At 66.4% G+C, this 23,509-nt stretch carries 20 protein-coding genes; 16 read left to right on the top strand and 4 right to left on the bottom strand.

Annotation, left to right across the window (positions count from 1 at the left end; all coding sequences use genetic code 11):
• Positions 1 to 5: 5 nt before the first annotated feature.
• The 11 genes from IE116_RS06070 to IE116_RS06020 all read left to right on the top strand — a co-directional run bounded on the left by IE116_RS06070 (position 6) and on the right by IE116_RS06020 (position 13,360).
• Positions 6 to 3,176 (top strand): xanthine dehydrogenase family protein molybdopterin-binding subunit, encoded by a 3,171-nt coding sequence (locus tag IE116_RS06070; protein WP_373303036.1) that lies wholly within the window; start codon positions 6 to 8, stop codon positions 3,174 to 3,176.
• The gene (locus tag IE116_RS06065; RefSeq protein WP_189610693.1) at positions 3,173 to 3,991 is read left to right on the top strand and encodes an FAD binding domain-containing protein; all 819 of its coding nucleotides are present in this window, start codon (positions 3,173 to 3,175) and stop codon (positions 3,989 to 3,991) included. The genes IE116_RS06070 and IE116_RS06065 overlap by 4 nt, the downstream gene beginning before the upstream one ends.
• Positions 3,988 to 4,542: a (2Fe-2S)-binding protein gene (locus tag IE116_RS06060; protein ID WP_189610691.1), complete on the top strand. Its 555-nt coding sequence runs from the start codon at positions 3,988 to 3,990 to the stop codon at positions 4,540 to 4,542. The genes IE116_RS06065 and IE116_RS06060 overlap by 4 nt, the downstream gene beginning before the upstream one ends.
• Positions 4,535 to 6,139: an AMP-binding protein gene (locus IE116_RS06055; protein ID WP_189610688.1), complete on the top strand. Its 1,605-nt coding sequence runs from the start codon at positions 4,535 to 4,537 to the stop codon at positions 6,137 to 6,139. Before IE116_RS06060 ends, IE116_RS06055 begins: the two co-directional genes overlap by 8 nt.
• Complete coding sequence (locus tag IE116_RS06050) at positions 6,132 to 6,938, top strand: enoyl-CoA hydratase/isomerase family protein (RefSeq protein WP_189610687.1); 807 nt, start codon at positions 6,132 to 6,134, stop codon at positions 6,936 to 6,938. The genes IE116_RS06055 and IE116_RS06050 overlap by 8 nt, the downstream gene beginning before the upstream one ends.
• A gap of 70 nt (positions 6,939 to 7,008) precedes the next feature.
• A complete protein-coding gene (locus IE116_RS06045) occupies positions 7,009 to 8,196 on the top strand; it encodes an ABC transporter substrate-binding protein (protein ID WP_189610685.1) in 1,188 nt (395 codons plus the stop codon).
• Positions 8,197 to 8,227: 31 nt separating this feature from the next.
• Positions 8,228 to 9,121, top strand: a complete 894-nt coding sequence (locus IE116_RS06040; RefSeq protein ID WP_189610683.1) for a branched-chain amino acid ABC transporter permease — start codon at positions 8,228 to 8,230, stop codon at positions 9,119 to 9,121.
• Positions 9,114 to 10,076, top strand: coding sequence for a branched-chain amino acid ABC transporter permease (locus IE116_RS06035; protein ID WP_189610681.1), 963 nt, complete (start codon positions 9,114 to 9,116; stop codon positions 10,074 to 10,076). Before IE116_RS06040 ends, IE116_RS06035 begins: the two co-directional genes overlap by 8 nt.
• Positions 10,073 to 10,873: an ABC transporter ATP-binding protein gene (locus IE116_RS06030; protein WP_229828016.1), complete on the top strand. Its 801-nt coding sequence runs from the start codon at positions 10,073 to 10,075 to the stop codon at positions 10,871 to 10,873. Before IE116_RS06035 ends, IE116_RS06030 begins: the two co-directional genes overlap by 4 nt.
• Positions 10,866 to 11,573 carry an ABC transporter ATP-binding protein gene (locus tag IE116_RS06025; RefSeq protein WP_189610679.1) on the top strand — a complete coding sequence of 236 codons (708 nt, stop codon included), beginning with the start codon at positions 10,866 to 10,868 and terminating at the stop codon, positions 11,571 to 11,573. The genes IE116_RS06030 and IE116_RS06025 overlap by 8 nt, the downstream gene beginning before the upstream one ends.
• A gap of 230 nt (positions 11,574 to 11,803) precedes the next feature.
• Positions 11,804 to 13,360 (top strand): sensor histidine kinase, encoded by a 1,557-nt coding sequence (locus IE116_RS06020; protein WP_189610678.1) that lies wholly within the window; start codon positions 11,804 to 11,806, stop codon positions 13,358 to 13,360.
• A gap of 58 nt (positions 13,361 to 13,418) precedes the next feature.
• Here the strand turns inward: IE116_RS06020 and paaG are convergent, their stop codons facing one another.
• The 3 genes from paaG to IE116_RS06005 are packed head-to-tail and all read right to left on the bottom strand — an operon-like array spanning position 13,419 to position 16,797.
• Entirely contained in the window at positions 13,419 to 14,336 is a 918-nt protein-coding gene (gene paaG / locus IE116_RS06015; RefSeq protein ID WP_189610676.1) for a 2-(1,2-epoxy-1,2-dihydrophenyl)acetyl-CoA isomerase PaaG, read from the bottom strand.
• The gene (locus IE116_RS06010) at positions 14,333 to 15,577 is read right to left on the bottom strand and encodes an acyl-CoA dehydrogenase family protein (protein WP_189610674.1); all 1,245 of its coding nucleotides are present in this window, start codon (positions 15,575 to 15,577) and stop codon (positions 14,333 to 14,335) included. Before IE116_RS06010 ends, paaG begins: the two co-directional genes overlap by 4 nt.
• Before the next feature lie 29 nt (positions 15,578 to 15,606).
• Positions 15,607 to 16,797, bottom strand: a complete 1,191-nt coding sequence (locus IE116_RS06005) for an acyl-CoA dehydrogenase family protein (protein ID WP_189610672.1) — start codon at positions 16,795 to 16,797, stop codon at positions 15,607 to 15,609.
• Positions 16,798 to 16,962: 165 nt separating this feature from the next.
• On the opposite strand from IE116_RS06005, the gene IE116_RS06000 reads away from it, so the two are divergent.
• The 5 genes from IE116_RS06000 to IE116_RS05980 all read left to right on the top strand — a co-directional run bounded on the left by IE116_RS06000 (position 16,963) and on the right by IE116_RS05980 (position 22,398).
• On the top strand, positions 16,963 to 17,442 hold the full coding sequence (locus IE116_RS06000; RefSeq protein WP_189610670.1) for a Zn-ribbon domain-containing OB-fold protein: 480 nt from the start codon (positions 16,963 to 16,965) through the stop codon (positions 17,440 to 17,442).
• A 44-nt stretch (positions 17,443 to 17,486) separates the two neighbouring features.
• Positions 17,487 to 18,659, top strand: coding sequence for a thiolase family protein (locus IE116_RS05995; RefSeq protein WP_189614468.1), 1,173 nt, complete (start codon positions 17,487 to 17,489; stop codon positions 18,657 to 18,659).
• 121 nt (positions 18,660 to 18,780) lie between these two features.
• The gene (locus tag IE116_RS05990) at positions 18,781 to 20,331 is read left to right on the top strand and encodes a class I adenylate-forming enzyme family protein (protein ID WP_189610668.1); all 1,551 of its coding nucleotides are present in this window, start codon (positions 18,781 to 18,783) and stop codon (positions 20,329 to 20,331) included.
• 115 nt (positions 20,332 to 20,446) lie between these two features.
• A complete protein-coding gene (locus IE116_RS05985; RefSeq protein WP_189610666.1) occupies positions 20,447 to 21,424 on the top strand; it encodes a Bug family tripartite tricarboxylate transporter substrate binding protein in 978 nt (325 codons plus the stop codon).
• Positions 21,425 to 21,426: 2 nt separating this feature from the next.
• Complete coding sequence (locus IE116_RS05980; RefSeq protein ID WP_189610664.1) at positions 21,427 to 22,398, top strand: NAD(P)H-dependent flavin oxidoreductase; 972 nt, start codon at positions 21,427 to 21,429, stop codon at positions 22,396 to 22,398.
• Here IE116_RS05980 and IE116_RS05975 read toward each other — a convergent pair.
• The gene (locus IE116_RS05975) at positions 22,385 to 23,428 is read right to left on the bottom strand and encodes a Bug family tripartite tricarboxylate transporter substrate binding protein (RefSeq protein WP_189610662.1); all 1,044 of its coding nucleotides are present in this window, start codon (positions 23,426 to 23,428) and stop codon (positions 22,385 to 22,387) included. The genes IE116_RS05980 and IE116_RS05975 overlap by 14 nt on opposite strands.
• Positions 23,429 to 23,509: the final 81 nt, after the last annotated feature.

The raw sequence follows: 23,509 nt of genomic DNA, 5'->3' as shown, positions 1-23,509 counted from the left end.
AGCTGATGCGATCGTCGGCGGGACACAGAGACGTGAAAGCAGAACAGGACGCGGGCAAGCTTGCCCACGTCGGTCAACGGATGCCACGCGTCGAAGACGACGCGCTGCTGACAGGCCGCGGCCGCTTCGCCGACGACCTGGGCGCCCGGCCCGGCACCTTGCACGCGGCCGTGCTGCGCTCGCCGCATGCCCACGCCCGGGTGCTGTCGGTGGATGCCGCGCCCGCGCTGGCCTGGCCAGGGGTGCGCGCCGTGTTGACTGGCGCAGACGTCAAGGCCTGGACCCGGCCCTTCGTGGTCGGCGTCAAGAGCCCGATGGAACATTACTGCCTGGCGGTGGACACCGTGCGCTATGTCGGCGAACCGGTGGCCGTGGTCATGGCCGAAACCCGTGCCCTGGCCGAAGACGCGCTGGATGCCATCGTCGTTCAGTACGAGGCCTTGCCGGCGGTGGTGGATGTGGAAGACGCCATTGCTGCGGATGCCGCCTTGCTGCATCCGGCCGTGGGCAGCAACGTGCCCAGCGACCGCCACTTTTCATACGGCGATCCTGATGGCGCGTTTGCGTCGGCTCCGCACCGCGTTGGCCTGACCGTTCAGTACCCCCGCAATTCGTGCACGCCCATCGAGTGTTATGTGGTGCTGGCCGAGTTCATGCCGGGCGATGAAGGGTACGAGGCCACCTCCAACTTCCAGGGTCCGTTTTCCTTGCATACCGTGATGGCGCTGGCGCTGCAGCTGCCGGCTGCACGACTGCGGCTGCGCACGCCGCCCGATTCCGGCGGCAGCTTTGGCGTCAAGCAGGGTGTGTTTCCCTACATCGTCATGATGTGCCTGGCGTCGCGCAAGGCCGGGGCGCCGGTCAAATGGGTGGAAGACCGGTTGGAGCACCTGGTGGCCGCGACCTCGGCCACCGGCCGCGTGTCGACCATCCAGGCGGCCGTGGAAGACGATGGCCGCATATTGGCGCTGGACTTCGATCAGTTCGACGACGTGGGCGGCTACCTGCGGGCGCCGGAGCCCGCCACCTTCTATCGCATGCACGGCTGCCTGACCGGGGCGTACACGATCCCGAATCTGCGGGTGCGCAATCGCGTCGTGCTGACCAACAAGACACCGGCGGGACTGGTACGCGGGTTTGGCGGACCGCAGGTGTATTTCGCGCTTGAACGGCTGATGCAGCGGATTGCGGTCGAGCTGGGGCTGAACCCGCTGGACGTGTATCGCCGCAACTTCATCCAGCCCGATGCCTTTCCGTATCGCGCCGCGGCCGGCGCGTTGCTGGATTCGGGGAACTATCCGCTGGGCCTGTCGTTGGCCGCGGACCAGGGCGGGCTGGCCGACTTGCTGCAGCGGCGCGAGGCCGCGCGGCGGGAAGGGCGGTTGTATGGCATCGGCTATGCGGCGATCGTCGAGCCGTCGATTTCGAACATGGGCTATATCTCGACGGCGCTGACGCCCGAGCAGCGCGCCAAGGCCGGCCCCAAGAACGGCGCGATCGCGTCGGCCACGGTGTCGATCGACTTGCTGGGTGGCGTGACGGCGTTGATCGATTCGACGCCGCAAGGGCAGGGGCATCGTACGGCGGCCGCGCAAGTCGTGGCCGACGTGTTCGGCCTGCGTCCGGCAGACATCACGGTCAATGCCGAATTCGATAGCCAGAAAGATGCGTGGTCCGTTGCGGCGGGCAACTATTCCAGCCGTTTTGCCGGTGCGGTCGCGGGCACGCTGCATCTGGCTGCCGTCAAGCTGCGCGACAAGCTGGCCGCCATTGCCGCGCCGTTGCTGGCCTGTGAGCCGGCGGCGGTGTGTTTCGCCGGCGGGCAGGTATTTGCAGGCGCCACGCCCGAGCGTACATTGCCTTTCGCGCGGCTCGCCGCCGGTCCGCATTGGGCGCCGGCCTTGCTGCCGCAGGGCGTGGAAGTCGGGCTGCGGGAAACGGTGTTCTGGACGCCTGAGCAGCTTGAAGCGCCGACGGAAGATGACCGGGTCAATACGTCCGCAGCCTATGGCTTTGCCTTTGACATCTGCGCGGTGGAAGTGGACCCCGACACCGGCCGCGTGCGGATCGATCGCTACGTCACCTGCCATGACGCGGGCACCCTGTTGAATCCGGACCTGGCCGACGGGCAGATCCGCGGCGCCTTTGCCCAAGGCCTGGGCGCGGCGCTGATGGAAGAGTTTGCCTATGGTGGCGACGGCAGTTTCCAGTCCGGCACCTTTGCGGACTATCTGGTCCCGACGGCGTGCGAGGTGCCCGAGCCGGTCATCGTGCACATGTCGACGCCATCGCCGTTCACGCCCCTGGGTGCGAAGGGATTGGGGGAGGGCAACAACATGAGCACGCCGGTCTGCATCGCGAATGCGGTGGCGGACGCGCTGGGCGTGGCCAATGTGGTGCTGCCGCTGACGCCGTCGCGGGTCATGACGTTGATGGGGATGGAAGACAAGGCGCCCAGTGGCAGGGGTGTTGCGTCGACGACAGCGTCCGGCAACGTGCCGGACACCGTCAGCGAGACTGCCGGCAATCCGGCCACGAATCCGGCCGCGAAGGGCTCGGGCAAGGCAGGCAAGGGGCTCAGCGCGCAAGGCAGCGTCGACCTGGCTGCCACCCCTGAAGCGATCTTTGCGGTCCTGCTGGACCCGGTGGCGTTGGCCAAGGTCATTCCGGGCTGCCATGCGCTGGAGCGCACCGGTGAGAACCAGTATCGCGCCGACGTGACGCTCGGCGTTGGCATGGTCAAGGCCCGTTATGCGGCAGAGATCGGCCTGTCGGAGATCGATCCGCCGCATCGGCTGCGGCTGGCCGGGGCAGGAACCTCGTCGCTGGGCACGGCCAGCGGCAGCGGCAGCGTGGTGCTGACGCCGTCGGGCACAGGCACACGGCTGAGCTATGACTACCGTGCCGATGTAAGCGGCAAGGTGGCCGCGGTCGGCGGCCGCATGCTGGAAGGCGCGGCCAAGATCGTGCTGAAGCAGTTGTTCGAACAATTGGGCAAACAGGCGGGCGCAGGTGCATTGCCATCGGCCGCTGCATCGTCATCGACGTCGGTATCGACGGCCGGCCGCCCGTCGCTGTGGCGCCGCATGGTGGCCCGAATGTTCGGTGGCAAGCGGAGCGGTAACGAGACATCGCCAGCGAACCCCCCGTCGGGTGACTCAGGAGACGCGTCATGAAGCCCGGTCTTTACGACTACTACCGCTGCGACACGGTCGACGAGGTGCTGGAACTGCTTGCCCGGCATGGGGACGATGCACGCATCCTGGCGGGCGGGCAGTCCTTGATGGCGGCGCTCAACATGCGGCTGGCGCAACCCAAGGTGGTGATCGACATTTCCCGCATCGCGCCCCTGGCCTATGCGCGGGTCGCCAACGACGCACTCGTGATTGGCGCATCGGCCACGCAAGGCAGCGTGGAATGGCGCCCGACGCTGGGCGCCGAAGTGCCGCTGCTCAAGCTTGCGTTCCCGTACATCTCGCATTTCCAGATCCGCAATCGCGGCACCGTGTGCGGCTCGATTGCGCATGCCGATCCCAGCGCGGAACTGCCCGTGGTGCTGCTGGCGCTGGGTGGGCGTGTCGGCCTGCGGTCGCGCCAGGGCCGCCGCGAACTGTCGGCCGATGCGTTTGCGCAAGGCATGTTGATGACGGCCCGCCGGCCGGACGAACTGGTGGAAGACGTGAGCTACCCCGTGCATCGCGAAGGGACGCGCTATGCCTTTGCCGAGATGGCGCAGCGTCATGGCGATTTTGCGATCGCGGCGCTGGCTGCCTGCGTGGATGCCGACGGCATACGGCTGGCAGTGGGAGGGGTGTCGGATCGCCCGCGGCTGCTCAATATTGAGCGCCTGTCAGGTTCCGCACTGGATGACGCCCTCAACGATTTTGCATGGAGCCTGGAGGCCCAGGACGACCAGCATGCCAGTGCGCAGTATCGGCGGCATCTGGTGCGCCGCCTGGGGCGCCGAGTGATTCAGGAGGCAAGCGCATGAAAGCACTTGAACAACGCAGCCGCACGACGATTTCGATCCAGCTGAACGGCCAGGCCCGCAGCGGCGGATGCGACAACCGCACGTCGCTGGCGGATTTCCTGCGGCACGAACTGGGCGCGACCGGCACGCACGTGGGGTGCGAGCACGGCGTGTGTGGCGCCTGCACGGTGCGGGTCGATGGCTCGGCGGTGCGCGCCTGCATGATGCTGGCGGCGCAGGCCGAGGGAAGTCGCATCGATACCGTCGAAGGGCTGGCCCAGGCTGCGGCCGGCGCGCCGTCTTCGGCCACGGCCGTGGTTCTGGACGACCTGCAGCAGGCCTTCAAGCGGCATCACGCCTTGCAATGCGGATTCTGCACGGCGGGAATCCTCATGTCGTGCAGCGACTTCCTGCAACGCCGCCCGGACCCGAGCGAGACCGACGTGCGCGAGATGCTGTCGGGCCATCTGTGCCGATGCACCGGCTACACCAACATCGTGATGGCCGTGCTGGACGTGGCGTCATCCCGGCAAGCGCAGGCGCCTGCCGAACACGAGGACAATCATGCTTGATCTGGGCCGCACCTTCTTGCAAAGCGTGGAGCGCAGCCCCACGGCGCTGGCCATCATCGATGGCGATATCCGGCTGACCTATGCCGAGTGGTTCGACAAGGTGTGCCATGTCGCGGGCGGGCTTGCCGGATTGGGCCTGGGCCGCGGCGACCACCTGCTGGTGGTGCTGCAGAACCGCTGGGAAATGGCCACGCTGCATTGGGCCTGCCAGTTCCTGGGCGTGGTGGACACGCCGTTGAACTGGCGCGCGAAGCCCGATGAAGTCGAATACTGCGCGGTGGATTCCGGCGCCAAGGCCATCGTGTTCGAAGCGGTCAGCGCGGATGCGATAGCCGGTTCGCCACGGGCGCAGCAGATGGCGCGGATTCTGGTGGGGCAGGCCGAGGCAGTGCAGACCGACCCCAGCACCCAGGCCAATCCGCCCACCCTGTCCTTCGACGATCTGCTGATCGCACCGCCGCTGGACCGGGAGGATCCGCCCCTGGCGGCCGGTCCGGAAGACATCTCCCTGATGCTCTACACGTCGGGCACGACCGGCAAGCCCAAGGGCGTGCCGCGCCGCCATCGGCAGGAACGCGCGGCCGCCCTGGCGCACGTGGCGCAGAACAGCTATCGGCGCGGCGAACGCACCCTGGGCGTCATGCCGCTGTATCACACGATGGGTGTGCGGTCCTTGCTGTCGATGGCGATGGTCGATGGCCTGTTCGTGTGCGTGCCGCGTTACGACTCGGCAGCGGTGCTGCGCCTGATCGCCAGCGAACGCATCACCAATCTGTACCTGGTCCCGACGCTGTATCACGACATGCTGGCGCACCCAACCTTTGCGCAGACCGACGTGACATCGGTGACCAAGATCGGCTTTGCCGGCGCGCCCATGCACGACGCCTTGCTTAAGCGCATCGACGCGGCGTTCAAGCCGGAACTCTTCGTCAACCACTACGGGTCGTCCGAGGTCTATACCTGCACCATCAACCAGGATGCGGTGGCCAAGCCGGGCTGCGCCGGGCGCGCCGGGATCAACACCCGGATCGGCGTGGTGCCCCTGGACGCCGTTGCGCCGCACCCGCGCATCGCAGCCGGACAGGAAGGGCAGATCATTGCCGACCTGGCGGGCGACGAAGCCTTCGACGGCTACTGGAATCGTCCCGATGCCGACGCCAAGTCGCTACGCGGCGGCTGGTACTTCACGGGCGACACAGGCTATGTCGATGCCGATGGCGACCTGTTCGTGACCGGCCGGGTCGATGACATGATCATCTCGGGCGGCGAAAACATCTCGCCCGTGGACATCGAATCGGTGTTGTCCCTGCACCCCGGCGTTGATGAAGTCGCCGTCGCGGGGCTGCCAGACGAGCGGTGGGGCCAACGGGTCGTGGCCTTCGTCAAACGCCATCGTCACGCCGACACGGCGATCGACTCCGCCGTGCTCGACGCCTGGTGCCGCACGTCCGACCTCGTCAATTTCAAACGGCCTCGCGACTATGTGTTCGTGCAGGCCATTCCCAAATCGCCCGTGGGCAAAGTGCTGCGGCGCTGCCTGGTCGCCGGCGACTATGAACCCGAACATCCCCTTTCCAAGGAGCAAGACAGTGTCTGACCTCACACACCCCGCGCAGTCGCTGCTGGACGATCTTTCAGGCTTTCGGGTGGAGGTGGATGCCGCGCGCGAACGTGCCGACATCGTGCTCGACCGTGCGCCGCTCAACGTCATCACCATGCCGCAGCGCGACCAGTTGCGCCTGGTATTCGAAGCTCTGGATGCGGACCCACGGGTGCGCGTCATCGTGCTGCGCAGCATTGGCGAGCACTTTTCCAGCGGCGGCGACATCAAGGGCTTCATGGAGGCCACGCCAGAAAAAGTGTCGGCCCTGGCCTGGAATGTGGCCGCGCCGTTCCGCTGCTGCAAGCCGGTGATCGCGGCCAACCGGGGCTACTGCTTCGGCGTGGGCTTCGAGATTTCGCTGGCCTGCGATTTCCGGATCGTGACCGACACGACGCTGTATGCGCTGCCCGAACAGAAGCTGGGGCAGATCCCGGGATCGGGCGGGTCGGCCCGCCTGCAGAAGATGGTGGGGGTGGGCCGCACCAAGGACATCGTCATGCGCTCGCGCCGTATTCCCGGTCCGCAAGCGTACGACTGGGGCATCGCGGTCGAGTGCGTGGCCGATGCCGATCTTGAAAAGGCCACCGATGCCCTGGTGGACGAGCTGCGGGCGTTCTCGCCGCTGGCCCAGCGCACCGCCAAGAAATTGCTGAACGACACGGAAGATGCGCCGCTGTCGATTGCCATCGAGCTGGAAGGGCATTGCTATTCACGGCTGCGCAGTTCCGACGATTTTCGTGAAGGTGTCGAAGCCTTCCACGGCAAACGCAAGCCGGCTTTCAAGGGCAGTTGAACCGGGTTCGATTCCTTCGTACCCCACACGATGTGAACCCGGGCAACGGGTCGCTTACAGGAGACTTGCCATGAAGACGCTACAAAGAACTGCCGTCGCCGCACTCTGGTCTGCTGGCTTGCTCGGCGCGGTTGCGCCGGCGGCCCATGCGCAGACGGGCCCGCTGCGCATCGGTGTCGTGACGCCGCTGTCGGGCACCTACGCGCCGATCGGCGCGCAGGTCAAGATGGGGCTGGAGCTTGCGCTGACCGAAATCAATGCCGCCGGCGGCATCATGGGCCGCAAGGTCGAACTGCTGTATGAAGACGAAGAAGCCAACCCGCAGGTCGCGGTGCAGAAGGCCGAGAAACTGTTCCAGCAATCCAAGGTCGACTTCCTGACGGGCACCGTGAACTCCGGATCGACGCTAGCCGTGGGACAAGTTGCAGAACGCAACGATAAGCTGATCGCCACGACCGTATCGTTTTCGGATGCGATCACTGGCGACAAATGTTCGCCCAACGTGTTTCGCGTGAACGCCAAGGCGGGGCAGCAATCGGTTGCGCTGGCCGAATGGCTCGCCAAAGACAAGCCGGGCGCGTCGCTGTTCCTGCTCGGCCCCGACTACGAAATGGGCCGCAGCACCGTGGCTGCCTTCAAGGATGCAGCCACGCAGCGCGGCATCAAGGCCAACGGCGAGCTCTTCGCGCCGCTGGACAGCAAGGATTATTCGAGCTACTTCGGACAGATCCGGGCGGCGCGTCCGCAGGTCTTCTATACGTCGACCGCGGGCAATGACACGGTGCGCCTCTTCAGCCAGCTGGCCGAATACGGCATCAACAAGAACATTACGATGATCGGTGTGTCGGGCGCCATCACGGCGCAGAACATCAAGGCCATCGGCAAGAACGCCGAAGGCTTCGTGACCGGCGTGGGCTACACCCCCGAGATCGACAACCCGCAGAACAAGCGCTTCGTGGCGGACTTCATCAAGGCCAACAAGATCGCGCCGGATCTGTATGGGGCCGATTCGTATGGCGTCCTGTACTTCTACAAGGCCGCCGTGGAAAAGGCCAAGTCCACCGAAACCGCCAAGGTGCGCGCCGCCATGGAAGGCCTGAAGTGGGACACCCCGCAAGGCGAGAAGACCATGCGCGCCGCCGACCACCAGGCCATTCAGGACATGTATGCGGTCCGGATCGTCAAGGGCGACTTCACCATTATCAGCAAGGTGCAGGGCGACAAGGCCATCGGCCCCAGCACCTGCAAACGCTGGTGAGCCATCCCGCCGCAACGATCAAGGAACCGACATGAGCGCCTGGCTCGAGAGTCTGCAGTTCGTCTATGCGCCGCAGGTCGTCAACGGCCTGTCGCTCGGCGTGGCCGTGATCCTGATGGCGCTGGGGCTGACCATCATCTTTGGCCTGCTTGACGTCATCAACATGGCGCACGGCGAGTTCTATGCGCTGGGCGCTTACCTCGGGACATCCTTGCTGCTGACCGGCCTGAGCTTCTGGATCGTGCTGGTCTTGGTGCCGCTGGTCATGCTGCCGGTGGGCTATGCCACCGAGCGCCTGCTCATTCAGCGGGTGTTCCACCACAAGGACCGGCACATCCTGACGCTGCTGCTGACCTTCGGCATGGCCATCGTTCTGGAAGACGTGTTCAAGCTGATCTACGGCCCGAACTCGCTCAAGCCCGAATCGCCCATCGAGGGCGCCACGGAACTGCTCGGCATGATGTTCCCCACCTATCGCCTGTTCCTGATGGGGGTCGGACTGGTGATCGTGGCCGGTGTGTGGTGGGTGGTGTATCGCACGCGGCTGGGCGCCATCGTGCGCGCCGCGGCCTACGACCGGCACATGTCGGCGTCGCTGGGCGTGCCCGTGCTGCGGGTGTATGCCGGCACCTTTGCGTTTGGCGTCGCCCTGGCGGGGCTGGCTGGCGTGCTGCTTGCGCCGGTGTATTCGGTGTTCCCCACCATGGGCAAGGACTTTATCCTGATGGCGTTCTCGGTCGTGATCGTGGGCGGGCTGGGCAGCATCAAAGGGGCCATCGTGGCGGGCCTGTTGCTGACGCAGGTGCAGGCCTTGTCCAGCCTGTACATCTCGCCGGTGTGGTCCGACCCGCTGGTGTTCGGGATCATGGTGCTGGTATTGATGTTCCGTCCCCAGGGATTGTTCGGGAGGCTCGGTCATGGTTGATCAGACGATTCCTGCCCCCCGCCGGCGCGCGGGCCTGGCCACTGCGTTTGTCGTGCTTGCGCTGCTGGCCGCGCTGGCCGCCTGGTGGACCGGCGATACGTTCTACTTGCGCCTTGCCACCGAAGCCCTGATCTTTGGCGGCCTGGCCATGGCGGTGGATCTGCTGCTGGGTATCGCGGGCCTGCTGTCCCTCGGCCAGGCCTTGTTCTTCGGCTTTGGCGCGTACCTGTCGGGGCTGTTGCTGCGCGATGCCGGGATGTCGTTCTGGAGTGTGCTGGCCATTGCGACCGTGGCGGGCGCCGCGGCCGGTGTCGTGTCCGGGCTGATCGCGATCCGCGCACGCGGCGTCTACTTTGCGCTGATCATGTTCGGGCTGGCGCAGATCGCGGCCAAGGCGGTCTACAACGTGCAGGCGCTGGGCGCGTCCGACGGGTTGATGGGCGTGCCGGTGGTGCGCATCGGCGTGGGGCCGTACACCGTCTCCGCGTCCGATCCCCTGAGCTTTTTCCTGGTGGTACTGGTCGTCATCATGTTGATGTACGCCTTGCTGGCCTACCTGCTCGACACCCCCTTCGGGCGCAACATGCAGGCGCTGCGCGCGAACCCCTTGCGGCTGTCATTCCTGGGTTTCGATCCGTGGCGCTACAAGCTGGCGGCCTTCGTGCTGGCGGCCACCATCGCGTCGGTCGCGGGGGCGCTATACCCGATGTTGCGCGGCTTTGCGTCTCCCGAACTGCTGTACTTCCAGACGTCGGGCAATGCGGTCATTACGGTGGTGCTGGGCGGGGTCGGAACGCTGATCGGCGCGCTGTACGGCAGCGTGATCCTGTTCGGCCTGAAGTCGGTGGTGGGCACGTATACCGAACATCATTTGATTGTGATCGGTCTGCTGTTCATGGCCGCCGTCATCTTTTTCCCATCGGGGCTGGTGGGCGCGCTAAGGAAGAAAAAATGACCATGAGCCCAACGGCGGCACCGTCCGAACCCTTGCTGGACGTGCGTGGATTGAGCGTTCGATTTGGCGCATTGCGCGCAGTGGACGACGTCAGCCTGCAGGTCGTGCGCGGCGGCATCACGTCCCTGATCGGACCCAACGGCGCGGGCAAAAGCACGCTGTTCAACCTGATCAGCGGCGCCTTGCGGCCCACCGCCGGCACGGTGCTTTTCGATGGCGTTGACGTGACAGGCTGGAGTCCGCACAAGCTGCTGCGCGCGGGGCTGGCACGGTCGTTCCAGATCACCAACCTGTTCGTGGACCTGACCGTGCGCGAAAACCTGCGGCTGGCGGCGCAGGTACTGGAGAGTGGATGGCTGGCTCTGCGGCCGCTGGCGTCGTCCCATGTCGCGTCGGCCCGGGCCGATGAACTGCTGGAAGAGTTTGCCTTGCAGGCCAGGGCGCAGGACCTGGCCGGCGCGCTGTCGCATGGCGAGCAACGCCGGCTGGAGATCGCCGTGGCGCTGGCCTGCCGCCCCCGTCTGTTGCTGCTGGACGAGCCGACGCAGGGCATGTCGCATGCGGATACGGCGGACACGGCAGCCCTGATCAAACGGCTGGCAGGCGGCGTGTCCATCGTGCTGGTCGAACACGACGTGGGCCTGGTCATGGATGTGTCCGATCATGTGGTGGTGCTGACCCAGGGCAGGAAACTGGCCGAGGGCCCGCCGCGCACGGTGCGCGCCGACCCCCGCGTGCAGGCCGCGTATTTCGGCGAGGCCGCTCCCACCCACGGTGCGGAGGCCGCCCATGCTTGAGTTGAATGACGTCCACGTGCATTACGGGTTGGGTCATGTGCTGCAGGGGTTGAGCATCCGGGTTGGCGCCGGGGAAGTCGTTGGCCTGTTCGGCCGCAACGGGGTGGGAAAGACCACGACGATCAAGGCGGTGGCGGGTTGGCTGCCGCTGACGGGCGGCGACATCCAGTTCGACGGCAAACGGCTGTCGGGCCTGTCGGCCGACAAGGTCTGCCATTTGGGCGTGGGCCTCGTGCCCGAAGACAGGCGGATCTTTCCAGGACTGAGCACACAAGAAAACCTGGAGATGGGCTTCATGCAGGGTCCCCGGCTCAAGCGCGCCGAGGAGCAGGCGCGACTGACCGACATCTATGCCCGCTTTCCGCGCCTGGCCGAACGGCGCGCGCAGGCTGGCACGACGCTGTCCGGGGGCGAACAGCAAATGCTGGCGGTGGCCCGCGTGCTGCTCGGCAAGCCGCGTCTGCTGTTGATCGACGAACCCACCGAAGGGCTGGCGCCCATGGTGGTCGACGAACTGTTTTCGGTGATGCGCCAGGTGAAGGAACAAGGCCAGTCGATTCTGCTGGTGGAGCAGAACGTGTCGCGCGCACTGACCCTGTGCGACCGTTTTTATGCCTTGGAAAGGGGCAGAGTGGTCGCCGAAGGGAGCACATCGAATCCGGGGGATGTCGATGCCCTGATGCGGGCAATCGCCGTTTAAGGGCAGTGGAAGGCCGAAAATAGGCCGAACAGGGACAAAAAGGGCCAAAGCGGGGCGCTTGCAGGGCCGCCTTGTTCAGCTGGATGTCAGCCAGGCCGTGTGGTGGGGCAAACCGTGTTGGTTTCGTTCCATTGCACGGCCTGTGTGCATGAGCAGGGCGTCCTCGCGGTTATGATTCGGAACAGTTCCGGATGCCCCTACCTCTAGCGGCGACGGTATCGAGGTAGTGAATGTCCCAGCAGCCCCCCCAGGAAGTCGCCACCGCGGCTCTCAGCAACTCCAGCGCCAGGTTGAAGCGGCAGCATGAACTTGCCGTCGACTTTGCGATCGGGGCGCTGAAAACCCGGGACATCAAGCGGGTGATCGAGGAGGCCTGCCGCGTGGTCGCGCTTGGCCTGAACGCCCGTTTCGTGAAGGTGCTGCGTTACCGCCACGACAGCAGCACCCTGCTGCTCGAAGCCGGTACCGGGTGGGCGCAGGACGAAATCGGCACGACCGAGCTGTCGGCGGACGACGCCAGTCCCGCCGGGCACGCCTATGTCAGCGGCCGGGCGGTCATCTCGAACCACCTGGGCAACGAACACCGTTTCCGCACCCCGGATCTGCTGGTCCGATACGGAATCAAGCGCGCCGTCAACGTGCCGATCCGCGGCGTGCCCGAATCCTACGGTGTGCTCGAAGCCGACAGCGCCGACGACGAGGACTTTTCCGAAACCGACCTGGTGTTCCTCGAGGCCGTTGCCAACGTCATCTCGATGACACGCGAACGGGTCGTTGCCGAAGCCGACGAAAAGGAGCGCTACGACCACTTTTCCGAAACCGTCCTGAACGCCAGCACCGATTGCATCATGGTGGTGACGGCCGACGGCAACCTGGAATTCATGAACCGGCACGGGGTGACGCAGCTCGAAATCGCGGATTTCGAAGCGGTCAAGGGCCGGCCCTACGTGGCCTTCTGGGATGCCGAGGACACCGACAGGGCGCAGGCCGCGTTTGACCAGGCGCTGCAGGGCGTCGCCAGCCGCTTCGAAGGGATGTGTCCGACCGAGATGGGCGTGGCCAAGTGGTGGGACGTATCCATCTCGCCGATCCGCAACGAGCATGACGTGATTGCCCGTGTCGTATCGGTGGCGCGGGACATCACGGAACGGCATGCGCATGAAGAGCAGTTGAACGCGCTTGTGTCCATGCAGGAAAACAAGCTGTACAGCTCCGAACTGATGATGAAGGAAGTGCATCATCGGGTGCGCAACAGCTTGCAGCTGGTGCAGACGCTGCTGGCGCTGCAGGGTGACCTGAGCGGCGACGCCACGGTGTCGGCGCACCTGCAGGTCGCGGCCACCCGGGTAATGACAGTCGGGTCGGTGCACCAACGGCTGTACGAAGACAGCGGCGTCGAGGCGACCAATGCCGGCGCCTACCTGAGCGGGCTGATCGGCGACCTGCAGGTCCTGTCATCGGACCGGCAGATCGTGTTTGCGTCACCGACCATCACGGTGCCGGCGCGGCGGCTGGCGCCGCTGGGCCTGGTCACTGCCGAACTCGTGACCAACGCCTTGAAGTACGGCAAGGGTGACGTGCGCGTGTTCCTGGAAGCAAGCGGCGATGGTCTGAGGTTGACGGTGGAAGACGAGGGCGCAGGCTTCCCGGATGCCTTCCCCAAACCCCAGGGCACGGGATTGGGGATGCGGCTGGTCAATACCTACGCGGGACGCGGCAGGAACGCGATCACGGTCGACCGCACGGTGCCGTTCAGCCGCATCGTGGTGCTGTTCAAGACGACCTGAGCCGGCATCGGCGGAAGATGGCGCACGCCTGCCGCACCCTCCGCCATGCACCTTTCGGTCAGGTGCCCTTGAATGCCGGTTTGCGCTTCTGCGCAAACGCCGTGATGCCTTCCAGATAGTCTGCCGAGTACCCGAGTTCCCGTTGCAGGTCCCGTTCAAGATCGAACTGCTGTTCGAGTGTCTGGTCGGACGACGCCAGCAGGGCGCGCTTTGCGGCGGCGTGGGCGCGGGTCGGGCCGGCGGCCAGCCGCGCGGCGGTGGCCGCGATCGTGTCCTCGAGCTGTACGTCAGGAATGCACTGCCAGATGAGGCCCCACTGCTCGGCCTTTTGTGCGGTCAGCGGCTCGCCCGACAGCGTCCAGCCCATGGCCCGGCCCTGACCGATCAGGCGGGGCAGGAACCAGGTCGCGCCCGCATCGGGCAGCAGCCCGATCTTGTCGAACGCCTGGATGAATCGGGCCGATTCCACGGCGATCACGACGTCGCAGGCCAGGGCCAGGCTCAGGCCGGCCCCAGCCGCCACGCCGTTCACCACGCACATCACCGGAACGGGCAATGCCCGCAGGCGCAGGACCAGGGGCCGGTAATTCTGGTCGAGGCCGATGCCCAGGTCGCGGCGCTGGCCGTCGGGCAGAGGCGGGCGTTCCTGCTGGTCCTGCCCGGCGCAAAAGCCCCGGCCGGCGCCGGTCAGCACCACGCCGCGCAGGTCGGCTTGTGCTTCCAGAAAAGACAGCACGGCAGCCAGATCCGCAAACATCTGCGCGGACAGGCTGTTGAGGCGCTCGGGCCGGTTCAGGGTGATGCGGGCGACGCCGGCGGCGTAGGTGAACAGCAGCGTGTCGACGACAGGCAGCGCCTGAGCGGTGGGCTGCAAGGCAACGGGCACGGAGGCTGGGGGGAAGGATGCCGCTGCATTGCCTGCCGCGGCATTGGATGCGGTGGTTTCAGATGCTGGCTTGTCGGGTGCCGTCGTCATGCCGTGCGCTCCTTGCCTGCGGTGGTCGTGGAGGTAGTCGTCGTGGATGCGGTCGTCGTGGGCGCGGTCCGTTCCGTCGTCGGGTCCTTCGTGTCCGCCGTTCCGCGACCCGGATCCGGCACCTCCAGAGGCAGCGCGGCCATCTGCGCGTAGTGGTGCGCAGTGTCGCCCAGCACCAGGTCCACGGCGGTCAGCCGCTTGAAATAGTCCCCCACCTCCAGTTCGTCCGTCATGCCCATGCCGCCATGCAGCTGCACGGCCAGTTGCCCCACCAGACGGCCCGCGCGGGCGGCTTCGATCTTGGCGGCGGAAATGCGGCGGCGGCGCTCGGTGGCGTCGGGTTCGGTCAGGGCGGCCACGGCCACATAGGCCATCGACAACGCCAATTCCTTGGCGATCGCCATGTCGGCCAGCTTGTGCTGCAAGGCCTGGAACGCGGCCAGCGGCTGGTTGAACTGCTTGCGGGTGCGCAGGTAGTCGACCGTCATGGCCAGCAACTGCTCCATGGCGCCGGCGGCATGCGCGCACAGGGCGGCGATCCCCCAGTGCAACCCGGCTTCGATCGCCGTATCGGCGGCGTGTCCGTGCGCGAGCAGGGCGCTGTCGTCCAGTTGCACCCCGGTCAAGGTCAGCCGTGCCGCGCGGGTCGCATCCAGGGTCGGGGTGTCCAGCACCGCGACCCCGGGCGTGTCGCGCGGCACCATCAGCAGGACGGTCTCACCCGCTTCATCGGCAGCCGACACGATCCAGGCCGTGGCCGCGCCGCCATGCCAGACGGCCGATTTTTCGCCATCGAGCACCCAGCCCGACGCGCCCCGCTTGGCGTGCGTGCTGGCCGGGCGTACGGCGTAGCGGCGTCCGGGCTCCAGGTAGGCCAGCGTCAGGATCGCTTCACCACTGGCGATGCCTGGCAGCCAGCGCGCCTGTGCGTCGTGATTGCCGGCCTGCGCCAGCACGGTGGCCGCGATCACCGCACTGGGAATGACGGGCTCGGCCACCAGGCCACGGCCCAGTTCGACGTGCACCGGCAACAGGCTGGCCGGGTCTTCGCCGTAGCCTTCGTGGTCCGGGGAAATCGTCAGGCCCAGCACGCCCAGCTCGGCCAGTGCCGACCACGCGTCGGCATCCAGGGCGGCCTCGGTGCGCGCGCGCCGGCGCCGGGACAGCGTCCAGAATTCGCCCACCCGGCGGCGCAGGCTGTCGGCCAGCATGCGTTGTTCGTCGCTCAGTACAAAGTCCATGAGGGTTCTGTCCGGTTCGTCGTAGGGGATCAGCCGCCCAGCAGCATGCGGGCGATGATGTTCTTCTGCACCTCGGTCGTGCCGCCGTAGATGGACGTCTTGCGCATGTCCACATAGGCCGCGCTGGTGCGGGCGGCGCCGTCGGGTCCGGGCACGTCGGCATCGGTATCCGCTTCCAGCCACGCCGGGTCGTACGGCCAGGCGTCGGGGCCGGCCAGCTCCATGCGCAGCATGGCCAGGTCCTGCTGGATCTCGGATCCGCGGATCTTGAGCATGGACGTTTCCGGTCCGGGCGAGCCGTCGCTTTCGGCGGCCACGCGCAGCAACAGCATTTCAAGCGCCAGGATATCGATCTCCAGACGCGACACGCGATCACGCCAGCGCGGGTCCTGCGCCAGTGGCGCGCCGTCGTCGGCGCTGCCGGCCAGCAAGGCCTGGATGGCATCGAGCTCGCGGCGGCAATGGCCCAGCCCGGCAATACCGGTGCGCTCGTGGCCCAGCAGATATTTGGCGTAGGTCCAGCCGGCGTTCTCTTCGCCGACCAGATTGCCGACCGGCACGCGCACGTTGTCCAGCCAGACTTCATTCACGTCGTGACCGCCGTCCAGCGTGCGGATGGGGCGCACCGTGACCCCGGGCGAGCGCATGTCGATCAGCAGCAGGGATATGCCGCGCTGCGGCTTGGCGTCGGGGTCGGTCCTGACCAGGCAGAAGATCCAGTCCGCATAGTGGGCCAGCGTGGTCCAGGTCTTCTGGCCATCGACCACATAGTCGTCGCCGTCTTTGACGGCCTTGGTGCTGAGCGACGCCAGGTCGGACCCCGAACCGGGTTCGGAATACCCCTGGCACCACCAGTCGTCGAGCCGGATGATGCGGGGCAGCAAGCGGGCCTGCTGTTCGGCGCTGCCGAACTTCATCAGCACCGGGCCGAGCATGGTCAGGCCGAAGGGCAGCATGCGCGGCGCGCCGGCGCGAAAGGATTCGACTTCGAAGATCAGGCGCTGCAGCGGGTTCCAGCCCGTGCCGCCGTGTTCCTTCGGCCAGGTCGGTGCGCCCCAGCCGTGTTCATTGAGCAGGTGATGCCAGCGCAGGTAATCGTCCTTTTCCAGCCGCTGCTGGCGCAGCGACTTGTCGCGGATATCGGATGGCAGATGGGTCTGTACGAAGGTGCGCACCTCGTCGCGAAAGCGCCTTTCGTCGTCGGTCCAGGTCAGGTTCATGGTCGTGTCTCCTCACCGGTAACCATACCGCGCCTAGGGCTGCCAGTGCGCTTCATGGCATTGGAACCCCTTGTTCGGGAATGAAGAATGGTCAGCCGCAACGGCGCGCGGCCACACTGCGTCCAACGATAAGCCACATAAAACGATGAGACACAAGGAGACAGCATGGCGCCCCCTTTTCCTGACAAGTCCGGCTCGCCGCCCGCCAGCGCGGTCGGTGCGGAGCTCCACTATCGCCGCGCGCTGGACCAGGGGCAGTTCCTGATCCAGCGCTGCAAGGCCTGCGATACCTCGGTGTTCTATCCGCGCATGGTGTGCCCGCATTGCGGCAGCGATCGGCTGGACTGGTATGCGCCGTCCGGGGCGGCCACGGTCTATTCCACGACGGTGGTGCGCGGGCGTCCGCAGGACGGTGGGGATCGCAATGTGGCCCTGCTGGACCTGGCCGAAGGTGTGCGCATGATGGCGCGCGTCGATGGCATCGCGCCCGCCGACGTGACGATAGGCATGGCGGTACAAGCGCGGGTGCTGATGTCGGAAGAAGGCGGCAAGGTGGTGTTCGTGCCGGCGGGGGCTTCGGCGGTGTCCGCGGCAGGGCCATCGGCACATGCGGGAGCCCGGGCCGACGGCGGGGTGGCGGCATGACGGCGCGCGGGACAACGACGCAGGGGACCGCCGCACCGGGCGTGATGACGCTGGACGCCTTGCGGGGCGCGGTGGCGGTGGTGGGCGTGGGTCACGCTGGCCTCGGCCAGGCGAACGGCTTTACCGAAATGGAGATTCTGGTGCAGGCAGCGCACCGCGCGGTGAGCGATGCTGGCCTGACGCTGCAGGACATCGACGGCATCTGCACGGCCAGCGTGACGGCGCCGATGTGGGTCATGCCGGTGATCGAGCACCTGGGTATCCGGCCCACGTTCATTGACAGCACCATGCTGGGCGGCTCGAGCTTCGTCGCGCATCTGCTGCCTGCCATGCATGCCTTGGCCACGGGCCAGTGCAACGCCGTGCTGGTCTGCTACGGCAGCACGCAGCGCACGTCCAGCCTGAATCGCGCCGAGATCGCCCGCGTGCGCAAGTCCTTCGATCCGCAGCCTTATGAAGCGCCCTACGAGCCGCTCAACCCGCTCAGCTCGTACGCCATGGCGGCAGCGCGCCACATGCACCAATACGGCACGCGGCGCGAGGACCTGGCCGAAGTGGCCCTGGCCGCGAACAAGTGGGCGCAGCTCAATCCCGAAGCGCAGCAACGCACGCCCACCACGCTCGACGAGATCCTGTCGGCGCGCATGATTTCCGATCCGCTCAGTGTGCGCGATTGTTGCCTGGTCACCGATGGCGCGGGCGCCTTCGTGCTGACGCGGGCCGACCGCGCGCGCGATCTGGCGCGGCCGCCGGTCTATGTGCTGGGCAATGCCACCGCCGTGTGGAACCGCCAGATCTCTTCCATGGACGACCTGACGGTGACGGCGGCCACGCAGTCCGGCGCGGCGGCGTTCCGCATGGCTGGCATGTCGGCCGCCGATGTCGACGTGGCCGAGATGTACGACGCGTTCACCATCAACACGCTGCTGTTCCTGGAAGACCTGGGCTTCTGCAAAAAAGGCGAAGCCGGAGACTTCGTTCGCGGCGGCGCCATCGCGCCGGGGGGACGCCTGCCGGTCAATACCAACGGCGGCGGTCTGTGCTGCATTCACCCTGGCATGTACGGCGTCTTCATCATGATCGAAGCGGTCCGGCAGTTGCGCGGGGAGTGCGGCGCGCGGCAGGTGGATGGCGCTGACGTCGCGCTGGTGCATGGCAACGGCGGGACCTTGTCGAGTCAGTCCACGGCGATTCTTGGGACAGCGGCGACGTTGTAGGGATAGGTGTCACCCTCTGCTCACTTTTGACGCTGCTCAATCCTGCACGGGCTCAATGCTGATCGCGGTCGGCATTGAGCACGCGCGGTGAACGTCTTCTTTCTAATTTCGGTTGCCCGCCATGTCTTCTTCCTTGACCTTCCATTGCATTCACGACGTGCTGTCGCACCAGGCCCGCGAACGACCTCAAGCCGTCGCCCTGTTTGAGGAGGGCGGCGGCGTGCTGACCTATGGCGGGCTGTGGCAGCGCACGCAAGCCGCCGCGGCATGGCTGCGCGCGCAAGGCGTGCGCGAAGGGGACCGCGTCATGGTGGTCGGCGAAAACTGCAGCGACATGGTGGTAGCGTTGTTCGCGTGCAGTGTCCTTCACGCCTGGCCGGTCAGTGTGAATGCACGATTGAGCCCGCGCGAGCTGGGCGCGATCCGCGCGCATGCGACGCCAGCCCTGGTGCTGTACACCACGCAGGTGTCGACAGCGGCCGCGGCCCATGCCGATGCGGACGAGGCAACAGCGGCCGACCCCGCGGTGTGGTCCGAAGGGTGCCGGGTCAGCTGGGCTGCCGCGGGCGTGGATGCGGGCGAACGCACCGGGATCGACACCAGCGTGCCGGCCGATCGGGTCGCCTGCGTCATCTACACATCCGGCACGACTGGCGCGCCGAAAGGGGTGATGGTGCCGCATGAAGGGCTGATCCACTTTGGCCGCATCTCCAGCGCGTCGCGGCGGCTGACACCCGACGATATCGGGTATGCGGCCTTGCCCTTCTCGCACATCTTTGGCATTGCGACCGTGCTGATGGCGTCGGTCTATGCCGGCGCCAGCCTGGTGGTCCGCAGCCGCTTCGATGCGGCCGACGTCTTTGCCGCGCTCGAACATCCCGGCATTTCAATCCTGCAGGGCGTGCCCACCATGTTTTCGCGATTGATGGCCGTCGCGCCGCAAAACAAGGTCAAGGCGCCCGCGCTGCGCTACCTGTACACCGGCGGCGCCGCGCTGGACCCGACCCTGAAGGCCAGGGTGCAGGACTACTTCGGCCTGCCCATGCATCACGGCTACGGCATTACCGAGTATGCGGGGTCGATGTGCATTACCGATATCGATGCGCCCCGCGACGATGCGTCCGCAGGCCATCCCGTCGAAGGCGTGACCGTGCATATCGGGCCGCTGGACGAACCGTCCCGCGCTGGTGGCGTGACCGGCGACATCTTCATCCACGGCCCCGGCGTCATGCTGGGGTATTACCGCAATCCTGAACTCACCGCGAGCACGCTGCACCCCGGCGGCTGGCTTGACACCGGGGACGTGGGTTACATCGACGACAGCGGCGCATTGTTCATTGCCGGGCGAACCAAGGACCTGATCATTCGTTCGGGCTTCAACGTGTATCCGCTGGAAGTGGAAAGCGTCATCAACGCCTTTGCGGGTGTGCGCGCGTCGGCCGTGATCGGTGTGGAAGAGGCTGACCGCAATGAAGAAGTGGTGGCCTTTGTCGAACCCTTGCCGGGTGCGCACGTCGACTTCGGCGTTCTGCGCGACTTTTTGCGGGATCGGCTGGCTCCTTATAAACGGCCCGCGCGGCTGATCGCCATCGACACGCTGCCCACCACCGTCAGCGGCAAGATCCTGAAGCAGCCGCTGCGGGAACGTGTCCCGGCGCGCGCGCCGGCCTGACGCATTCAGGTTTTCGGCCTGCGTCACCCCCTGTCTGCACACAAGGTTTTCCCGAATCGTTTTCCCGCGCGACCACAACGTCATCAAGACGACCATAACAACGACGGAGACACCCATGACCCCATTTTTCCGGACCCGGTTCGGCCTCGCCGCAGCGATGCTGCTGGCAACCGTGCCTGCCGCGCACGCCAACACCTATCCCGATCGGCCCATCCGCCTGCTGGTGGGCTACGCCCCGGGCGGCCCGGTCGATACGACCGCGCGGGTATTCGCCAAGTACCTGGGCGAACGGCTGGGCCAGACGGTGGTGGTGGAAAACCGCGCCGGCGCCAGCGGCATGATCGCGTCCGACGCCACTGCCAAGACGGCGCCCGACGGCTACGTGCTGGGCTTTGCCGCCAGCCCCACGCTGACCATGTCGCCACAGGTCCAGCGCAGCAAGCTCTTCGATCCCCGTACCGATTTTTCCTTGATCGGACTGGTGGTCGACTACACCAATGTGCTGATGGTCGGGCCCGACGTGCCGGTCAGGAATGTGCAGGAACTGGTCAGCTATTCCAGGCAGCATCCCGACAAGGTGTCGTTCGGGTCGGCGGGCGTGGGCGCCTCCAACCACCTGTCGGCGGAACTGCTCAAGAAGGAAACGCGCGCGCCGATGCTGCATGTGCCGTATCGCGGCAATGCCCCGGCCATGCTGGATATGGTGGGCGGCAAGATCACGTTCATGTTCGACATTACGAGCACCGCCATTCCGTATATCCAGAGCGGCAAGGCCCGGCCGCTGGCGGTCACGTCGCGCACCCGCAATGCGGGCATGCCCGAGGTGCCCACCATGATCGAAGCCGGCGTGCCCGACTACGAAGTGACGGGCTGGTACGCCCTGGTCGGGCCGTTGAAACTGCCGGCCGCGGTGGAAGACCGGCTGAAGGCGGCCCTGAAGGAAGTGGGACAGGACCCGCAGTTTCGCAAGTCCATGACCGACGGCGGCTACACGCTCAATGTCGGTGATTCGGCGGAGCTCAAACGCCGCATCGATCGCGAGTATGCCTTGTGGGGTGACGTGATCAAGGCGGCCAACATCCAGGCGGAGTGACCATGACGGCGTTTTCTTCTTCCGAATTTCCCGGCAGCTTGCGGCTGCCCGTGATCGCGGCGCCAATGTTCCTGGTGTCGGGCCCCGACCTGGTGATTGCTCAGTGCACTGCAGGGATTGTCGGGACCTTTCCGTCATTGAACGCGCGGCCGCAGCCGGTGCTGGAAGACTGGCTGACGCGAATCGAAGCCGGGCTGGCGGCGTATCGGGAAGCACATCCGGACGCCGTGGTGGCGCCCTACGGCGTGAACCTGATCGTGCATCCTTCGAACCCGCGATGGGAAGGCGACCTGGAGATCCTGGCGCGCCGCCGCGTGCCGCTGGTCATCACGTCGCTGCATGCGCCCGATGCGGTCGTCAAGGCCGTGCATGCCTATGGCGGCAAGGTCTTTCACGACGTCACGCAGGTGCGGCACGCGCGACGTGCGCTGGCGGCCGGCGCCGACGGGCTGATCCTGGTGGCGGCGGGGGCGGGCGGCCACGCGGGGCGCTTGAATCCGGTTGCGTTCGTCAACGAAGTGCGGGCCTTCCATGACGGGCCGCTGGCCTTGTCAGGGTGCCTGAGCCACGGCAAGGACGTGCTGGCCGCGCAGGTGCTCGGTTGCGACTACGCCTATGTGGGCACGCCCTTTATCGCCACGACCGAATCGCTGGCGTCCGATGCGTATCGCGACATGGTGCTTGGCGCGCAGGCGGCCGATGTGGTCAACACGGCGTATTTTTCCGGCGTGCCCGCCAACTACCTGCTGCCCAGCATCGTGGCGGCGGGGATCGACCCCGCGGCGCTGGAAGCCGGCGCCGCCGCGCCCGTCAATCTCGACAAGGACGCCCGGCCCAAGGGATGGCGTGATGTCTGGAGCGCGGGGCAGGGCGTGGGCGCGGCGCAGGAAGTGCTGCCCGTGGAAGCGCTGGTCGCCCAATGGCAGCGGGAGTATGACGAAGCGCGCGAGCGCCTGGGCCCTAGTCGAGCGTGATGTTCGCTTCCCGGATGATCTTTTGCCACTTGTCGATCTCGGACTTGATGAACGCCTTGAAGGCATCCGGGGTTCCCGGCTTGGGTTCCGCGCCCGCGGCAAGCATCGCCTTGGCCGTTGCCGGGTCCGTCAGCAAACTGACGAGATCGGCGTTGACCCTTGCAATGATGGCGGGCGGCGTGCGTGCCGGCGCGACCAGCCCGCTCCATGAATACGCTTCGTAGCCCGGCAAACCCGACTCCGCGATCGTCGGCACGTCGGGCGCCAGGGCGGACCGTTCGGGATTGCCGACACCCAGCGCGCGGATCTTGCCCGCCTTGACGTGCGGCACGGCCGATGGACCATCGGCAAACATGATCTGCACCTGCCCGCCCAGCAAGTCCTGCATGGCCGGCGCGCTGCCGCGATAGGGAATGTGCTGCAGCTTGGCGCCCGTCATGCTGTTGAACAGTTCGCCCGCCAGATGCGTGCCGCCGCCATTGCCCGACGATCCATACGATAGCTTGCCCGGGTTGGCCTTGGCATAGGCGATCAATTCGGCCACCGATTTGATGGGCAATGACGGATGCACGACCAGCACGATGGGGAACACCGCCGCCATGCCTACCGGCACGAAATCCTTGACGAAGTCATAGCCCGGCGTGTTGGCCGACGTGGGCCGGACCGCGTGATGGATGGACGAAAAGAAGAAGGTGTGGCCATCGGGTTCGGCCCGCGCGGCCAGCTGCGCACCGACGATGCCGCCCGCGCCTGCGCGGTTGTCCACGATGGCCGGGACGCCCCATCGGGCGCCCAGCGGCTGTGCGGTAAAGCGCGCAGTCACGTCGACCGGACCGCCCGGCGGGAAGGGCACAATGAAGGTGACCGGGCGGCCGGGCCACGCGTCACTGGCCGCGTGCGCGGCGCCGGGCAGCATGCCGCCCACCGTGCCCAGACTCCAACCCCACCCCGCGCCCATGCCCGTTCCAAGCGCCGCGCCTAGCGTGGTGCCCAGTCCTGCGACGAAACGGCGCCGTTCCCGATGGACCATATGTGTCTCCTGATGTCGTTGTTATGGCGGCCAGGGCGCACGATGCCGTGCGACGGCCTGGGCCATTATTTACGAATCAGG

This window comes from Pigmentiphaga litoralis, assembly GCF_014651835.1.
Lineage (GTDB): Bacteria > Pseudomonadota > Gammaproteobacteria > Burkholderiales > Burkholderiaceae_B > Pigmentiphaga > Pigmentiphaga litoralis.
Note: the sequence above shows the minus strand (reverse complement) of the source record. Positions and strands in the feature narration are given on the sequence as shown.

Bases quoted from the DNA above. Each gene is read 5' to 3' on its own strand.
- IE116_RS06070 (WP_373303036.1), top strand. From the start codon at position 6: ATGCGATCGTCGGCGGGACACAGAGACGTGAAAGCAGAACAGGACGCG.
- IE116_RS06065 (WP_189610693.1), top strand. From the start codon at position 3,173: ATGAAGCCCGGTCTTTACGACTACTACCGCTGCGACACGGTCGACGAG.
- IE116_RS06060 (WP_189610691.1), top strand. From the start codon at position 3,988: ATGAAAGCACTTGAACAACGCAGCCGCACGACGATTTCGATCCAGCTG.
- IE116_RS06055 (WP_189610688.1), top strand. From the start codon at position 4,535: ATGCTTGATCTGGGCCGCACCTTCTTGCAAAGCGTGGAGCGCAGCCCC.
- IE116_RS06045 (WP_189610685.1), top strand. From the start codon at position 7,009: ATGAAGACGCTACAAAGAACTGCCGTCGCCGCACTCTGGTCTGCTGGC.
- IE116_RS06040 (WP_189610683.1), top strand. From the start codon at position 8,228: ATGAGCGCCTGGCTCGAGAGTCTGCAGTTCGTCTATGCGCCGCAGGTC.
- IE116_RS06035 (WP_189610681.1), top strand. From the start codon at position 9,114: ATGGTTGATCAGACGATTCCTGCCCCCCGCCGGCGCGCGGGCCTGGCC.
- IE116_RS06030 (WP_229828016.1), top strand. From the start codon at position 10,073: ATGACCATGAGCCCAACGGCGGCACCGTCCGAACCCTTGCTGGACGTG.
- IE116_RS06025 (WP_189610679.1), top strand. From the start codon at position 10,866: ATGCTTGAGTTGAATGACGTCCACGTGCATTACGGGTTGGGTCATGTG.
- IE116_RS06020 (WP_189610678.1), top strand. From the start codon at position 11,804: ATGTCCCAGCAGCCCCCCCAGGAAGTCGCCACCGCGGCTCTCAGCAAC.
- paaG (WP_189610676.1), bottom strand. From the start codon at position 14,336: ATGACGACGGCACCCGACAAGCCAGCATCTGAAACCACCGCATCCAAT.
- IE116_RS06010 (WP_189610674.1), bottom strand. From the start codon at position 15,577: ATGGACTTTGTACTGAGCGACGAACAACGCATGCTGGCCGACAGCCTG.
- IE116_RS06005 (WP_189610672.1), bottom strand. From the start codon at position 16,797: ATGAACCTGACCTGGACCGACGACGAAAGGCGCTTTCGCGACGAGGTG.
- IE116_RS06000 (WP_189610670.1), top strand. From the start codon at position 16,963: ATGGCGCCCCCTTTTCCTGACAAGTCCGGCTCGCCGCCCGCCAGCGCG.
- IE116_RS05995 (WP_189614468.1), top strand. From the start codon at position 17,487: ATGACGCTGGACGCCTTGCGGGGCGCGGTGGCGGTGGTGGGCGTGGGT.
- IE116_RS05990 (WP_189610668.1), top strand. From the start codon at position 18,781: ATGTCTTCTTCCTTGACCTTCCATTGCATTCACGACGTGCTGTCGCAC.
- IE116_RS05985 (WP_189610666.1), top strand. From the start codon at position 20,447: ATGACCCCATTTTTCCGGACCCGGTTCGGCCTCGCCGCAGCGATGCTG.
- IE116_RS05980 (WP_189610664.1), top strand. From the start codon at position 21,427: ATGACGGCGTTTTCTTCTTCCGAATTTCCCGGCAGCTTGCGGCTGCCC.
- IE116_RS05975 (WP_189610662.1), bottom strand. From the start codon at position 23,428: ATGGTCCATCGGGAACGGCGCCGTTTCGTCGCAGGACTGGGCACCACG.